Origin of the sequence: Rhodoferax sp. (assembly GCF_039922535.1) — a bacterium.
GTDB lineage: Bacteria > Pseudomonadota > Gammaproteobacteria > Burkholderiales > Burkholderiaceae_C > Rhodoferax_B.
Genome location: NZ_JBDTEM010000407.1, coordinates 1 through 14,379 on the forward strand (window position 1 = coordinate 1; position 14,379 = coordinate 14,379).

Below are 14,379 nucleotides of genomic sequence, written 5' to 3' on the forward strand. Positions count from 1 at the left end.
GCCAACCACCGCGTCAGCTTCAGCGCCAACACCCCCGATGTGGCGCTGGAAACCGCTGCCCAGGACCAGCTCAGCGTGGTCCTGCAGCTTGCGGGCATGCTGGCCGCCGACCCCGCCAGCTACCCGACCGGGGCCACCATCGCCATCCAGACCGTCGGCCCCAAAGATGCCGATGTATGGGCCTTCACGGTCGAGGGGCCCGAGAAAAGCTACCTGCCCTACGACAGCATCGACACGCTCAAGCTCACCCGCAACCCGCGCAAGGCGTTTGACCAAAAGGTCGAGCTCTGGCTGCTGCCTAGCATGGGCTACCTGCCCGCCCGGCTCAAGATCACCAACGCCAACGGGGACTTCATCGACCAGCAACTGCGCGCGGTGGAAAAACCCTAGGCCCGTCCACGGTCTCCTTGGGCCCGCGCAGCGGCCGGTTCGGGATGCGGGCCCGGCATCCACAAAAGTGATGAAACCCGCGGGAAAGCGCTAGGGGCGGGGCGGGCCATGGTGCCGCGAAAAGCAGCACAAACGGCTACATTCCGAGGTCGGTGTGCCGCCTGGGCGCAGCTGTGGCACCACGCGCACCGGCAACGCCGCTCTTATCTTGACCACCACCCCTGACGCCCCCTCAACGCTGGACGCACAATGCGCGCCCTTTGCGCTGCTGTGCATCGCGGTGTGGATTTTTGATATCGACCGCCGCCGCATCCTCTGGGCCAACGCGGCCGCACTGCAGGTTTGGCGGGCCGAGTCCTTGGCCGAGCTGCGCGCCCGCGACCTGGGCATCGACATGTCGCCTTCGGTGGCGCAGCGCCTGGCCCAGTACCAGAACGACTTTGTGGCACAGGGTGCGCGCTTCAACGAGCAGTGGACGGTGTACCCGGCGGGCATTCCCGTGGCGCTGACGGTGTGTTTCAGCGGCTTTCGGCTGGACGATGGGCGCATGGCCATGCTGTGCGAGGCATCGACCAACGAACACATGGCCCCGGCGGCCCTGCGCTCGGTCGAGGCGCTGCTGCACACCGCGGTGATGATCACCCTGTACGCCACCGACGGCAGCCCCCTGTACCGCAACCCGGCGGCCCGGGCGGCCCTGGCGATGCCGCTGGAGAGCCTGTTGGAGCATATTGCCGATGCGCGGGCGCATGACCGTTTCGTGGGCCGAGCTAGACGCCCACGGCGTGGCCAAACACACCCTGCTGGTCAAAACCCCGCAAGGTGAGCGCTGGCACGAGCTGTCGGCCCGGCATTGCAAAGACGCGGTCACCGGGCAAAGCGCGATTCTGGTCAGCGAGACCGACATCAGCACCGTCAAACACACCGAAGAGCGGGCCCAATACCAGGCGCTGCACGATGCCCTCACCGGCCTGCCCAACCGCAGCTATGTGCTCAAGCGCTTTCAGCAGCTGCAAGCGCATATGGAGTCCACCGCCCACCAGGCGATATCCCCAACCGCAGAACAAGCGGCGCTGATCTTTATCGACTTGGACCACTTCAAAGATGTCAACGACACCCTGGGCCACGCCGTCGGCGATGCGCTGCTGGTACAGGTGGCCCAGCGCCTGCGCCAGGTCACGCGCGGCACCGACCTGGTGGCCCGGCTGGGCGGCGATGAATTCCTGATCTTCCTGACCTCGGCCGACCTGGATGGCGAGCTGGCGCAGATCCAAACCCGCCTGCTGCACAGCGTGGCGCAACCGCTGTTTCTGGGTGGCACCGAAGTCCGCGTCACGCCCAGTGCGGGGGTGGCACTGTACCCGCGCGACGGCAGCGACATCCAGACCTTGATGCGCAACGCCGACCTGGCGATGTACGCCGCCAAAGAAAGTGGCCGCAACGCATTTGCGTTCTACCAACCGGCCATGTCCGCAGCCCTGCACAGCCGCACCGAAATGGAGGCCGAGCTGCGCCAGGCGGTGGAGCGCAATGCGTTCACGGTGTACTTCCAGCCGCGTGTAGACGTGGCCACGGGGCAGATCACCGGGGCCGAGGCCCTGGTGCGCTGGCAACACCCGGTGCGCGGCCTGCTGCCGCCCGATGTGTTCATTGCCACCTGCGAGCGCACCGGGTTGATCCGCCCTATCGGCAATTTTGTGCTGCAACAGGCCGCCGCCCAGCAAGCCCGCTGGGCACACGCGGGCTACGACTTGCTGGTGTCGGTCAACCTCAGCGCCTACCAGCTGATGCACCCGGCCTTGCTGGCTGACATTGCGGCCGCGCTGGCCCCCGCGCAGGGCCAGGCCCAGGGGCTGGAGCTGGAGATCACCGAATCCATGCTGCTGGACAACGACCCGCAACTGGCCGAGCGCCTGGCCGCCCTGCAGCGCATGGGTTTTTTGATTGCGCTGGACGACTTTGGTACCGGCTACTCCAACCTGGCCTACCTGCAACGCTTCCCGATCACGACCCTGAAGATCGACAAAACCTTCATCCAGTGCGACCCGTCCGACCGGCAACTGACCTCGGTCATCACCACCATGTGCAAACTCATGGGCTACACCGCGGTCGCCGAAGGGGTCGAAACCCCCGAGCAGTTGGCGTGGGTGCAGGCCCAAGGTATCGCCCAGTACCAAGGCTACCTTTACGCCCCGGCCGTGTCGGTGCGGGCATTCGAGGCCTTACTGGCGACCAATAACCTTATGCAAAATAGGCCACCAGCGCAATCACCGTAAGCACAGGCAGCAATCAAAAATATAGCAAAATAGGATACTGCGGCCCGCGATCCTCCGAGGCGGGCTTAGAACCTGTTCAGCGCTTGAAACCAGGCCAGTTGCCACCAACTGGAATATAGCTATTGAAATAAGGACCCCCATGAACACGCTTTACGACTCTGAATCCTTCGAGGTGGTCCACATGCAACCCGTCGCCGCCCTGGAAGCCTTGCTGCCGGCGGCAAATATGCCCCGGCCGCCCATACTGGAGCGCCACGGCTTTGAGATCGTGGACAAGCGCTCGGGCAAAGAGGTGTATTTGGACGGCTCCTGGGCCGAGTTGTTCCAGCGCCATATCGCGGCCTGGCAGCTCAACACACCCACCCAGGAAGAGGTAGAAGACACCTTGGAGCAGTACGCCGGGCTGGCGCAAAACCCCGTGGTGGTCCACTGACCATGCAAAGGCGGCGGCTGGCTGGTGTCGCGTTAGGGGCCGCCCTGTGGCGGGGATCGGTCAGCGCCTTGGCCGCCGAAGCCAGCCCACCCGCCCTGGCCCACGCCACCGCGTTCACCTTCCCCGAGCCCGTGCGGCTGCTCTACGCGCTGGACGGAGAGGTCAAAAAATTCAACTACCAGGCCCAGGGCGAGCTGCTCTGGACACAAGACGGCCAACATTACGAGGCCCGGCTGCAGATCAACGTGCCACTGCTGGGCCAGCGTGCCCGCACCAGCACCGGCAGCATCACGCCCGAGGGGCTGGCACCACTGCGTTTTGTCGATACCTGGCGCAAACAGGTGGCGGTGGATTTTGACCAGGCCCAACACCGCGCCAGCTTCAGTGGCGACAACCCCGCCGTCGCCCTGGAGCCGGCTGCCCAGGACCAGCTCAGCGTGATTCTGCACATCGCAGGCCTGCTGGCCGCCACCCCATCCCGCTACCCGCCCGGCAGCACGCTGGCGCTGCAAACCCTGGGCCTGCACGGGGCCGAGGTGTGGGTGTTTACCGTCGATGGGGCTGAGAAGATCCAACTGCCGAACGCCACTTTGGGCCAAGCGGGCACCATGGACACCCTGCGGCTGACCCGAACCCCGCGCCAGGCATCGGACCAAAAGGTGGAGCTATGGCTGGCACCCCGCATGGCTTACCTGCCGGTGCGGCTCAAAATCACCCAGGCCAACGGCGACTTCATCGACCAGCGGCTGCGCGGCGTGGAAGCGCCTTAATAAGCGCCATACCAAGCTCCTCACCATGCAACGCAACCTTGCCGCCATCGCCTCTATTGTGGTTACTGCGGCCTGGCTCGTCGGCTGCGCCAGCGTCCCTGGCGTCCCCGCCGATACCACCGATACCGCCCAGCGCACACTGGCGCTGCTGCCAGCCGATGCCATTCTGCTGGGCGAACAGCACGACGCGCCCGACCACCAGCGCATCCACCGCGAAGCGGTAGCCGCCCTGGCCGCGCAAGGCCAACTCGCCGCCCTGGTGCTGGAGATGGCCGAGCAAGGCCACAACACCGCCGCCCTGCCGCGTGATGCCAGCGCCGCTGACGTGCAGGCCGCCCTGGCCTGGAACGACGCAGGCTGGCCCTGGGCGGCCTACGGCCCGGCCATCTTGGAGGCCGTGCATGCCGGGGTGCCGGTACTGGGTGCCAACCTGCCGCGCGCCCAGATGCGCGATGCCATGGCCAACGCGCGGCTGGACGGCGCGCTGCCCGGCCCGGCGCTAAAGGCCCAGCAGCAAGCCATTCGCCTGGGCCATTGCGGCCTGCTGCCCGAGAGCCAGATCCGCCCCATGACCCGCATCCAGATCGCCCGCGACCAGGCCATGGCGCAGACCCTGCAAGCCGCCGCCGTGCCCGGCAAAACCGTGTTGCTACTAGCCGGAGCGGGCCATGTCGATGACAGCCTCGGCATTCCGCAATATTTGCCCGAAAACTTCAAGTCAAAAACGGTGCTGCTGCAGGTAGCACCTGCGCAGTCAGCTCCCAAAAACATAGTAAATTTTGATAGCACCTGGGTCACCCCAAGCATCCCGCCCACCGACTACTGCGCCGATCTCAAAGGCAAGATGCCAGGCTGAGGCGCTGCCCTCCGGCCTCAGAACGTGTTCACGGTCTATTTGGGGCCGCGCAGCTGCCTTTTCGGGAGGGGCTGGTAGGCGCGGCTCGCCGCCAATAGCTGGCTATTGGCAAGAGGCGCAACGCCCCAGACTGCCCGAAAAGGCAACTGCCCTGCGGGTTGGGGAGAAATCGGGCGATTTGTCCGCTATCACCCTTGCATGGGCGGGGAGCCCATGCTGCGGGCGCTCACAGCCAACCCATCCCGATTGCTCCCCAACGCGGCCTCAAATAGACCGTGAACACGTTCTTAACGCCAACCTGCGCGACAATCCAGCCCCAATGACACACGCCCACATCCTCACCCTGTCCTGCCCCGACCGTCCGGGCATCGTGCACGCGGTTTCCGGCTTTCTGCTGGAGCGCGGCTGCAACATCGAAGAAGCTGGCCAGTACAACGACCCCGACACGGGTTTGTTCTTCATGCGGGTGCAGTTCGCCAGCGCGGCCCACAGCACGGCGGAGTTGCGCAACCAACTGACCCCGTTCGCCGAAGGCTTCGCCATGCGCTGGACCCTGCACGACGCGTCGGCCCCGGTGCGCACCGTGCTGATGGTCAGCAAAGAAGGCCACTGCCTGAACGACCTGCTGTTCCGCTGGAAGAGCGGCCTGCTGCCGCTGGACATCCGCGCCATCGTCAGCAACCACCGCGACTTCTACCAACTGGCCGCCAGCTACAACGTGCCGTTCCACCACATCCCGGTGACCGCCGCCACCAAGGCCCAGGCCGAGGGCCGCATCTACGAGGTGATCGAAAGCGAAGGGGCCGAGCTGGTGGTGCTGGCGCGCTACATGCAAATTTTGAGCGACGACCTGTGCCGCAAGCTGGCCGGACGCGCCATCAACATCCACCACAGCTTCCTGCCCAGCTTCAAGGGTGCCAAGCCCTACTACCAGGCGCACGACCGGGGTGTGAAGCTGATCGGCGCCACCGCCCACTACGTGACGGCTGATTTAGATGAAGGCCCGATCATTGAGCAGGATGTCGCCCGCGTGGACCACAGCCGCACCGTAGAACATTTCACCGCCCAGGGCCGGGATACCGAAAGCCAGGTGCTGGCCCGCGCCGTCAAGTGGCACAGCGAGCACCGGGTACTGATTAACGGGCACAAGACGGTGATTTTTAAATAGCGCGGAATGCTTACCCAAACAGAGGTATATATGAATCGCCTGAGTATTCAAACAATTGCTGTCCTCTGCCTTGTATCGTTAGCAGGCTGTGCAACCTCACTAGACACCGGCGCAGAAAAAGTGCAAGTAGTGACCGCTGCTCAAAAAGAGCGTTTGTGCCAGTCACTTGGTGTCATCGGCACTGAGCAGCGCCTTGGGCCGAACAAGCCGAGCAATGCAATGCACAAAGCGCTCAACGAAGTTGCGAGTAAAGGCGGCAATGGAATCTTCGTGATCTCTAGCAACCTTGATTGGGCAGAAGGCGCATCCGTTACGGCAGAAGCATTGAAATGCAAGTTTTAAGCGCTAAACAGGAACGCTCCAACACGCGTACCCGGTGAGCTAATGTTCACGCTCCACTAGCGTTAGCCATCAGCTCGCCCAAGCGCACGCTGCCCGCGGGTGCCCAAGCGGGGTTGAAGTTCAACAGCCCCTGGGGGAACAGCATCACCACGGTAGAGCCCAGCAGGAAACGGCCCATCTCTTCGCCTTGTTTCAACACGATCTGCTGGTCTTCGTAACGCCATTCGCGCACCGGGCCGCGCGGCGGGTTGATGATGCCCTGCCACACGGTCGCCATACTGCCGACGATGGCGGCGCCCACCAGCACCAGCACAAACGGCCCGCGCGCCGAATCAAACACGCAGACCACCCGCTCGTTGCGCGCGAACAGGCCGGGCACGCCCTGCGCCGTCACCGGGTTCACCGAGAACAGCTCGCCCGGCACATAGACCATACGCGTCAAACGCCCTTCGCAAGGCATGTGGATGCGGTGGTAGTCCTTGGGGCTCAGGTAGATGTTGGCGAAGTGGCCGTTCTCGAATAGCGCGCCCAGCGCCGCGTCACCGCCGACCAGCGCGGTGGTCGAATAGGTATGGCCCTTGGCCTGGAAGATCTGGTCTTGCTCAATGCGACCAAACTGGCTGATCGCGCCGTCCACCGGGCACACCAAGTCGGCCTGGGCGATAGGACGCGCACCGGGCTTCAGGGCGCGGGTAAAGAAGTCGTTGAAACTGGCGTAGCTGGTGATGTCGGGGTTGACCGCCTCGGCCATATTCACACCGTATTTGCCGACGAACCAGCGGATGATGCCGGTGGTGGCGCCCCCCCAGCGCCCTGTGGCGACATGCCAGCCAAAAGCGGTGATGGCGTGCTTGGGCAGCAGGTACTGCAGCCACACTTTGGTACGGTCAGACACGCGCAATCCCCTAGGCAAAAAGGGTGCAATTGTAGCCAGGGGGGTACGGTGCACAGCGGACAATCAGCCCATGAGTGCTACACGTATACCCCCGATCCAGTGCCTGTTAACTTTCGAGGCCCTGGCCCGGTTGCGCAGCGTGACGCAGACGGCCGAGGAGCTGTGCGTCACGCCCAGTGCGGTTAGCCACCGGGTCAAGCAACTAGAGCAGATTCTGGGCACCAAGCTGTTTGGTCGGGCCGACTTTTCACTCACCACCGAGGGCAGCGAGTACCTGGCCCATGTGCGCGAAGGCCTGGCGATTCTGGAGCGCTTTCCCAGCGCCCAGTCGGCCCCTGGCAAGCGCAAGCTGCGCCTGGCCGTGACACCCACCTTCGCCCGCGCCATCCTGATCCCGCGCCTGCGCCAGTTCACCGAGGCCTACCCCGAGATCGACCTGACGCTGCAGGTGTCGATTCCGCTGCTGGACGTGGTGGCCGAAGATGCCGATCTGGTGGTGCGCTTTGGCACCGGCCGCTATGCCGATGTAGAGCATGTCTGCCTGACCCGCGACGAAGTCACGCCGCTGGCCTCGCCCGCCTTTGTACGCGAGCACGGGCCGTTCGATACCGTGGCCGACCTGGAAGGTGCGCGCCTGTTGCGCAGTCCACTGGAGCCCTGGCGCACCTGGTTTGCCGCCCATCAGCAAGACTGGCCGGAGCCGGTCGAGGGCTCGCAGTTCAACGATATCGGTCTGATGTGCGACGCCGCTGCCGCCGGCATGGGCATCGGCTTGGTGCGCCTGCGCCTGGGTGCCGGGTGGCTGGACAACGGCTCCCTGGTGCGCCTCTTTACCCGCAGCGTGCCCAGCCCGCATGCGCACTACCTGTGCTGGCACGCAGGGACGATGGACCGCTGGGAATGCGCGGCATTTGCCGACTGGCTCAAAAAAGCCATGGCCTGAGCCAGGCCTCAAAATTTAAACAAAAAGAGCCGCCCGTGCAGGTAGCACCTGCACGGGCAGCTCTTATTTAAATAGCAGAGGGTTTACGCTGCTTTGGCTTGGGCCAGCAGGGTTTCCGCACCGCTGACTTCCAGCTTGCCGCCGTCTTCCAGGTTCAGGGTCTGCACCACGCCGTTTTTCACCAGCATCGAGTAACGGTGGCTGCGCACGCCCAGGCCCTTGGCGGTCAGGTCCAGCACCAGGCCAGCGGCCTTGGTGAACTCGGCACTGCCGTCGCCCAGCATGCGTACCTTGCCGGCGGTCTTCTGGTCACGCGCCCAGGCACCCATAACAAACGCGTCATTCACGCTCAGGCACCAGATTTCGTCCACACCGGCAGCCTTGAAGGCCTCTGCATTGGCCACATAACCGGGCACATGCTGGGCCGAGCAGGTGGGGGTGAAGGCACCGGGCAAGGCAAACAGGGCAATCGTCTTGCCCGCGGTGGCCTTGGCCACGTCGACCGCGTTCGGGCCAATGCTGCAGCCTTCACCTTCGACTTCGATGTATTCAAACAGGGTGGTGGATGGCAGGGTGTCGCCGACTTTGATCATGGTGTGCTCCTTCAAGGTTGAAAAACGAAAATGGGCTCGTTCAGAGCCCAAAAACAAAATCGGCCCACATTGTGAGCCGTTTTTTAAGGAGTTTGCAGGATTAAACCGCAATAGCCTTTTGCACCAAGCGGGTAGCGACCCAGTTCTTGGTCTTGGAGATCGGACGGCTTTCGGTAATCTCGATGGTGTCGCCCAGCTTGTACTCGCCCTTTTCGTCATGGGCGTGGTACTTGCTCGACTTGCCAACGATCTTGCCGTAGAGCTCGTGCTTCACACGGCGCTCGATCAGCACAGTCACAGTCTTCGTACGCTTGTCGCTGACCACCTTGCCAACCAAGGTGCGCTTGAGGGATGTTTTAGCTTCCGTCATGTTGTTGCTCCTTACTTAGCAGATTTGTCAGCCGATTGCTTCTCGACAAGAATGGTCTTGGCGCGGGCAATGTCACGGCGCGCAGTGCGCAGCGTAGCTGTGTTGTTGAGTTGTTGCGTGGCTTTTTGCATACGCAGACCGAAGTGGGCGCGTTGCAGCGCTTTCACTTCGGTTTGCAGGCCGGCAACGTCTTTGGTACGTAATTCAGTAGCTTTCGTCATCTCAATCTCCTGATCACTGACCAATCATGCGGGCCACGAAAGTGGTACGCAAAGGCAGTTTGGCAGCAGCCAAACGGAACGCTTCACGGGCCAACTCTTCGGGAACACCGACGATTTCAAACACGATCTTGCCGGGCTGGATTTCAGCCACGTAATACTCGGGGTTACCCTTGCCGTTACCCATCCGCACTTCAGCAGGCTTTTGGGAGATTGGCTTGTCGGGGAACACACGGATCCAGATACGACCACCACGTTTGACGTGGCGGGAAATCGCACGGCGTGCGGCTTCAATCTGGCGGGCCGTCAGACGGCCACGGTCCGTGCACTTCAGACCGAAATCACCAAACGCAACCGAGCTACCCCGGGTTGCGATGCCGGTGTTACGGCCTTTTTGCTCTTTGCGGTACTTGCGACGCGCGGGTTGCAACATGTTTATTCTCCTTTACCGTCAGCTGCAGCAGGTGCAGCAGGCGCGGCTACTTTACGGACGCGCTGAACGGTAGATTTCGGTGCCGTAGCACCTGTGGCTTCAACAGGTTTGTCGCTACCGTCTGCAGGAGCCGCATTGGCACCTACAGGACGGCGGGGACCACGAGCTGGAGGACGGTCATTGCCACCAGGACGGCCGCCGCGGTCATCGCGACGGGGTCCACGGGGACGACGCTCTTCATCATTGCGCGGCTCTTGCACAGCAGGCAGATCGTTACGACCCAAGGTATCACCCTTGTAGACCCAAACCTTCACGCCAATAATGCCGTAAGTGGTTTTGGCTTCCGAGGTGCCGTAGTCGATGTCCGCACGCAAGGTGTGCAGTGGCACGCGACCTTCGCGGTACCACTCGCAACGTGCGATTTCAATGCCATTCAGACGGCCAGACGACATGATCTTGATGCCCAGGGCACCCAGACGCATGGCGTTTTGCATGGCGCGCTTCATGGCACGGCGGAACATGATGCGCTTTTCGAGCTGCTGGGTGATCGAGTCGGCAATCAGCTTGGCATCGATTTCAGGCTTGCGCACTTCTTCGATGTTGACTGCGACGGGCACGCCCAATTGCTTGGCCAGGTCACGCTTGAGGTTCTCGATGTCTTCGCCTTTTTTGCCGATCACGACGCCCGGACGAGCCGAGAAAATCGTGATACGGGCATTCTTGGCAGGACGCTCGATCAAAATGCGCGAAACCGAAGCGTTCTTCAGTTTGGCTTTCAGGTACTCACGTACCTTGATGTCTTCAGCCAGCATACCGGCGAAGTCGTTGTTGCTTGCGTACCAACGGCTGGACCAGTTACGGCTGACCGACAAACGAAAGCCGGTAGGGTGGATTTTTTGTCCCATATCTTCCGACCTTTTAGTTACCGACCGTCACGTACACATGGCACGTGGGCTTGCTGATACTGTTACCACGGCCCTTTGCACGGGCTGTGAAACGCTTGAGAGTGGCACCTTGTTCAACGAAGATGGTTTTAACCTTCAACTCGTCGATGTCGGCACCGTCATTGTGCTCAGCGTTAGCGATAGCCGATTCCAGAACTTTCTTGATGATCACAGCAGCTTTTTTCTGCGTGAATTCCAGAACGTTCAGGGCTTGGTCTACCTTTTTGCCGCGGATCAAATCTGCGACCAGACGGCCTTTGTCTACTGACAAACGCACGCCGCGAAGGACTGCACGTGTTTCCATGGTCTTTCCTTATTTCCGCACGACTTTTTTGTCGGCAGGGTGACCCTTGAAAGTACGGGTGAGTGCGAACTCTCCCAACTTGTGGCCCACCATTTGGTCGGTAATATAGACAGGGACGTGCTGCTTGCCGTTATGCACAGCAATGGTCAGGCCGATGAAATCGGGCAAGATCATGGAACGACGCGACCAGGTCTTAATTGGCTTTTTGTCTTTGATGGCGACGGCTTTTTCAGCCTTGGCCAGCAAATGGTGGTCTACGAAGGGACCTTTTTTAAGTGAGCGAGTCATCTAGCTACCCCTTACTTCTTGCGACGCGACACCACCATCACTTGGGTGCGCTTGTTGTTACGGGTACGGTAACCCTTGGTCAGATTGCCCCAAGGATCGACTGGATGACGGCCTTCGCCGGTCTTACCTTCACCACCGCCGTGTGGGTGATCGACAGGATTCATCACCACACCGCGAACGGTTGGGCGGATACCCTTCCAGCGTTTCGCACCGGCCTTGCCCAAACGGCGCAGGCTGTGTTCTTCGTTGGCGACTTCACCAATGGTGGCGCGGCATTCGATGTGGATCTTGCGAACCTCACCGGAACGCATACGCACCTGGGCGTAGATGCCTTCACGTGCCAACAGCGTTGCCGAGGTACCAGCCGAACGGGCGATCTGTGCACCAGCACCGGGCTTGAGCTCGATGCAGTGGATGGTCGAACCCACAGGGATGTTACGGATTGGCAAGGTGTTACCTGCGCGGATCGGGGCTTCCGCACCGCTCATCAGGCTTGCACCGGCTTCCAGGCCACGGGGAGCAATGATGTAACGGCGTTCGCCATCGGCGTAGCAGATCAGGGCAATGTGCGCGGTACGGTTTGGATCGTATTCAATACGTTCGACCTTTGCAGGGATGCCATCCTTGTTGCGAACAAAGTCCACAACGCGGTAATGGTGCTTATGACCGCCGCCACGGTGGCGGATGGTGATATGACCATTGTTGTTACGGCCCGCTTTTTGGAACTGAGGCTCCAACAGCGCCGCGTGAGGAGCACCCTTGTACAGGTGGTCACGCGAGACCTTCACCATGCCACGTTGGCCTGGTGAAGTGGGTTTCATTTTAATGACAGCCATGATTACGCGGCCTCCCCGGTCAGGTTCAGCTCTTGACCTGGCTTCAGCGTCACATAGGCCTTGCGAATGTTGTCGCGGCGACCGATGGATTTGCCAAAACGCTTGGTTTTGCCTTTGGTGTTGACCACAGAAACGCCCTTGACTTCCACCTTGAACATCAGCTGCACTGCAGCCATGATCTCGTGCTTGGTCGCGTCCTGGAGTACCTTGAACGTCACTGCATTGGACTTCTCAGCCACCATGGTTGCCTTTTCAGACACGATGGGAGCGATCAGCACTTGCATCAGACGGCCTTCGTCAAATTGACGCTTCGTCGAGTTCATGCGGCTCATGCGAACATCTCCTGGAGTTTGTCCATGGCAGCCTTGGTCACCAAAACCTTCTTGTAGTGGACCAGCGACACCGGATCGGCGTAACGGGGTTCAACCACCAGAATGTTGACCAGATTGCGGGAAGCCAAATACAGGTTTTCATCGATTTGGTCGGAGATGACCAGCACCGACGCCAGATTCATAGCCTTGAACTTGGCCGCCAGCGGCTTGGTCTTGGGCGAATCGACAGTCAGCGAATCAACGACGGCCAGACGACCTTCGCGGGCCAGCTGCGACAGGATCGCAGCCATACCAGCGCGGTACATCTTCTTGTTGATTTTTTGCGTGAAGTTTTCGTCAGGCATATTCGGGAAAATACGACCGCCGCCACGCCACAGGGGCGAGGAGGTCATACCCGCGCGAGCGCGGCCAGTTCCCTTTTGCTTGAACGGCTTCTTGGTCGAGTGGCGAACCTGCTCACGGTCTTTTTGGGCACGGGTGCCTTGACGCGCGTTGGCTTGGAAAGCGACTACAACCTGGTGCACCAGATCTTCGTTGTAAGCACGACCGAATACAGCTTCAGACGCATCAAACTTGGATGCGGCCTGGCCTTGGTCATTCAGGAGTTCGAGCTGCATTAGTTCGCTCCTTGCGTTACTTTGGCCTTGATGGCGTGGCGCACCGTCACAAAACCACCCTTAGAACCAGGAACTGCGCCCCGGATCAAAAGCAGTTGACGGGCTTCGTCGATGCGGATCACGTCGAGGTTTTGGGTGGTGACTGTGTCCACACCCAAATGACCCGTCATGCGCTTACCAGGAAACACGCGACCTGGATCCTGCGCCATACCGATGGAGCCAGGAACATTGTGCGAGCGGCTGTTACCGTGCGAGGCGCGCTGCGACTTCATGTGGTGGCGCTTGATGGTGCCGGCAAAGCCTTTACCAATCGTGGTGCCTTGCACGTCGACTTTTTGACCCACTGCGAACACTGCACCAGCGGCGACAACAGAACCCGGCTTGTACTGGGCTGCTGCATCGGAAGTGACGCGGAATTCTTGGATGATTTCACCGGCTTCAACGCCTGCTTTCGCAAGGTGACCGGCCGCCGGCTTGGTCACACGCGAAGCTTTGCGTGCACCGAATGTGACCTGCAGGGCCACATAACCGTCGTTCTCTTGGGTTTTGATCTGGGTGACACGGTTGTTAGACACGTCTACCACCGTCACAGGAACTGCGTCCCCGTCATCGGTGAATAGGCGCATCATGCCTACCTTGCGGCCCAGCAACCCTAGGGAGTTGCTTTGACTCATTGTTTTCTCCGTAACTTCCACCCGTGTAACTGCAATTGGCTACTCGGTTTTTGCGTGAAAGACTGTTAATAAAACTGCGCTGAAACTCTTGCGAATTTCAGCGCAGCCTTGGAGTATAGCCCGCACTTGCATTTTCAGCAAGTGCGGGCTATTTCCTTGGGGATTGTGTGGCTCCCGCTTGCGCGAAAACCACACCAATTGCTTTATTGCAGCTTGATTTCGACGTCCACGCCAGCAGGCAGATCGAGCTTCATCAACGCATCAACAGTTTTATCTGTTGGGTCAACGATGTCCATCAGACGCTGGTGCGTACGGATTTCGAACTGGTCGCGGCTGGTCTTGTTGACGTGCGGCGAACGCAGAATATCGAAACGCTTCATGCGGGTTGGCAAAGGCACGGGACCCTTGACAATCGCGCCGGTGCGCTTGGCGGTATCCACAATTTCAGCGGCCGATTGGTCGATGAGCTTGTAATCAAAGGCCTTCAGGCGGATGCGGATTTTTTGCTTGGTAGACATGGTGGTTCCTAAGTCGTTTTAAGCAATGATCTTGGCAACCACACCGGCGCCAACGGTCTTGCCGCCTTCGCGGATAGCGAAGCGCAGACCTTCTTCCATGGCAATGGGGTTGATCAGCTTGACGGTGATCGACACGTTATCGCCTGGCATGACCATTTCCTTGCCTTCTGGCAACTCAA

Annotated in this window: 22 protein-coding genes and 1 pseudogene; 9 read left to right on the forward strand and 14 right to left on the reverse strand. The window is 60.8% G+C overall.

Translation table 11 applies throughout. The features are described 5' to 3' along the window. The 8 genes from ABI213_RS19250 to ABI213_RS19285 all read left to right on the forward strand — a co-directional run. Positions 1–390: DUF3108 domain-containing protein (locus tag ABI213_RS19250; RefSeq protein ID WP_348028295.1), on the forward strand; the 390-nt coding region annotated here is incomplete at its 5' end. A gap of 208 nt (positions 391–598) precedes the next feature. Next, on the forward strand, positions 599–1,216 hold the full coding sequence (locus ABI213_RS19255; RefSeq protein ID WP_348008251.1) for a PAS domain-containing protein: 618 nt from the start codon (positions 599–601) through the stop codon (positions 1,214–1,216). After that, the gene (locus tag ABI213_RS19260) at positions 1,140–2,666 is read left to right on the forward strand and encodes an EAL domain-containing protein (RefSeq protein ID WP_348028297.1); all 1,527 of its coding nucleotides are present in this window, start codon (positions 1,140–1,142) and stop codon (positions 2,664–2,666) included. Before ABI213_RS19255 ends, ABI213_RS19260 begins: the two co-directional genes overlap by 77 nt. A gap of 139 nt (positions 2,667–2,805) precedes the next feature. Beyond that, positions 2,806–3,099 carry a DUF3567 domain-containing protein gene (locus tag ABI213_RS19265; RefSeq protein ID WP_348008253.1) on the forward strand — a complete coding sequence of 98 codons (294 nt, stop codon included), beginning with the start codon at positions 2,806–2,808 and terminating at the stop codon, positions 3,097–3,099. A 2-nt stretch (positions 3,100–3,101) separates the two neighbouring features. Beyond that, on the forward strand, positions 3,102–3,869 hold the full coding sequence (locus ABI213_RS19270) for a DUF3108 domain-containing protein (RefSeq protein ID WP_348028299.1): 768 nt from the start codon (positions 3,102–3,104) through the stop codon (positions 3,867–3,869). A 25-nt stretch (positions 3,870–3,894) separates the two neighbouring features. After that, positions 3,895–4,725, forward strand: coding sequence for a ChaN family lipoprotein (locus ABI213_RS19275; protein WP_348006894.1), 831 nt, complete (start codon positions 3,895–3,897; stop codon positions 4,723–4,725). 319 nt (positions 4,726–5,044) lie between these two features. Continuing rightward, positions 5,045–5,893 (forward strand): formyltetrahydrofolate deformylase, encoded by an 849-nt coding sequence (gene purU / locus ABI213_RS19280; protein WP_348006893.1) that lies wholly within the window; start codon positions 5,045–5,047, stop codon positions 5,891–5,893. 30 nt (positions 5,894–5,923) lie between these two features. Continuing rightward, positions 5,924–6,235 carry a hypothetical protein gene (locus ABI213_RS19285; protein ID WP_348014727.1) on the forward strand — a complete coding sequence of 104 codons (312 nt, stop codon included), beginning with the start codon at positions 5,924–5,926 and terminating at the stop codon, positions 6,233–6,235. A gap of 46 nt (positions 6,236–6,281) precedes the next feature. Here ABI213_RS19285 and asd read toward each other — a convergent pair whose 3' ends face one another. After that, positions 6,282–7,130: an archaetidylserine decarboxylase gene (asd, locus tag ABI213_RS19290; protein ID WP_348006891.1), complete on the reverse strand. Its 849-nt coding sequence runs from the start codon at positions 7,128–7,130 to the stop codon at positions 6,282–6,284. A 70-nt stretch (positions 7,131–7,200) separates the two neighbouring features. Here asd and ABI213_RS19295 point away from each other — a divergent pair, with 70 nt between their 5' ends. Beyond that, positions 7,201–8,073, forward strand: coding sequence for a LysR substrate-binding domain-containing protein (locus ABI213_RS19295; protein WP_348006890.1), 873 nt, complete (start codon positions 7,201–7,203; stop codon positions 8,071–8,073). Between the two features lie 83 nt (positions 8,074–8,156). Here ABI213_RS19295 and ABI213_RS19300 read toward each other — a convergent pair whose 3' ends face one another. The 13 genes and pseudogenes from ABI213_RS19300 to tuf all read right to left on the reverse strand — a co-directional run. Next, positions 8,157–8,666 carry a peroxiredoxin gene (locus ABI213_RS19300; RefSeq protein ID WP_348006889.1) on the reverse strand — a complete coding sequence of 170 codons (510 nt, stop codon included), beginning with the start codon at positions 8,664–8,666 and terminating at the stop codon, positions 8,157–8,159. Positions 8,667–8,766: 100 nt separating this feature from the next. Further along, the gene (rpsQ, locus tag ABI213_RS19305; protein WP_295952998.1) at positions 8,767–9,036 is read right to left on the reverse strand and encodes a 30S ribosomal protein S17; all 270 of its coding nucleotides are present in this window, start codon (positions 9,034–9,036) and stop codon (positions 8,767–8,769) included. 11 nt (positions 9,037–9,047) lie between these two features. Then, complete coding sequence (rpmC, locus tag ABI213_RS19310) at positions 9,048–9,257, reverse strand: 50S ribosomal protein L29 (protein ID WP_295952997.1); 210 nt, start codon at positions 9,255–9,257, stop codon at positions 9,048–9,050. A 13-nt stretch (positions 9,258–9,270) separates the two neighbouring features. Continuing rightward, positions 9,271–9,687 (reverse strand): 50S ribosomal protein L16, encoded by a 417-nt coding sequence (gene rplP, locus ABI213_RS19315; protein ID WP_029708121.1) that lies wholly within the window; start codon positions 9,685–9,687, stop codon positions 9,271–9,273. 2 nt (positions 9,688–9,689) lie between these two features. Beyond that, positions 9,690–10,592: a 30S ribosomal protein S3 gene (gene rpsC, locus ABI213_RS19320; RefSeq protein WP_315188277.1), complete on the reverse strand. Its 903-nt coding sequence runs from the start codon at positions 10,590–10,592 to the stop codon at positions 9,690–9,692. 13 nt (positions 10,593–10,605) lie between these two features. Further along, positions 10,606–10,935 carry a 50S ribosomal protein L22 gene (rplV, locus tag ABI213_RS19325; RefSeq protein WP_295952990.1) on the reverse strand — a complete coding sequence of 110 codons (330 nt, stop codon included), beginning with the start codon at positions 10,933–10,935 and terminating at the stop codon, positions 10,606–10,608. Positions 10,936–10,944: 9 nt separating this feature from the next. Next, on the reverse strand, positions 10,945–11,223 hold the full coding sequence (rpsS, locus tag ABI213_RS19330; protein ID WP_295952987.1) for a 30S ribosomal protein S19: 279 nt from the start codon (positions 11,221–11,223) through the stop codon (positions 10,945–10,947). An 11-nt stretch (positions 11,224–11,234) separates the two neighbouring features. Further along, positions 11,235–12,059, reverse strand: a complete 825-nt coding sequence (gene rplB / locus ABI213_RS19335; protein ID WP_348028304.1) for a 50S ribosomal protein L2 — start codon at positions 12,057–12,059, stop codon at positions 11,235–11,237. Positions 12,060–12,061: 2 nt separating this feature from the next. Continuing rightward, positions 12,062–12,391: a 50S ribosomal protein L23 gene (rplW, locus tag ABI213_RS19340; protein WP_295952978.1), complete on the reverse strand. Its 330-nt coding sequence runs from the start codon at positions 12,389–12,391 to the stop codon at positions 12,062–12,064. Beyond that, positions 12,388–13,008 (reverse strand): 50S ribosomal protein L4, encoded by a 621-nt coding sequence (rplD, locus tag ABI213_RS19345; protein ID WP_348028306.1) that lies wholly within the window; start codon positions 13,006–13,008, stop codon positions 12,388–12,390. The genes rplW and rplD overlap by 4 nt, the downstream gene beginning before the upstream one ends. Further along, positions 13,008–13,682, reverse strand: a complete 675-nt coding sequence (gene rplC, locus ABI213_RS19350; RefSeq protein ID WP_348028308.1) for a 50S ribosomal protein L3 — start codon at positions 13,680–13,682, stop codon at positions 13,008–13,010. The genes rplD and rplC overlap by 1 nt, the downstream gene beginning before the upstream one ends. Before the next feature lie 203 nt (positions 13,683–13,885). After that, the gene (gene rpsJ / locus ABI213_RS19355; protein ID WP_019575636.1) at positions 13,886–14,200 is read right to left on the reverse strand and encodes a 30S ribosomal protein S10; all 315 of its coding nucleotides are present in this window, start codon (positions 14,198–14,200) and stop codon (positions 13,886–13,888) included. A gap of 18 nt (positions 14,201–14,218) precedes the next feature. Next, positions 14,219–14,379: pseudogene (gene tuf / locus ABI213_RS19360) on the reverse strand (elongation factor Tu); the annotation flags it as partial.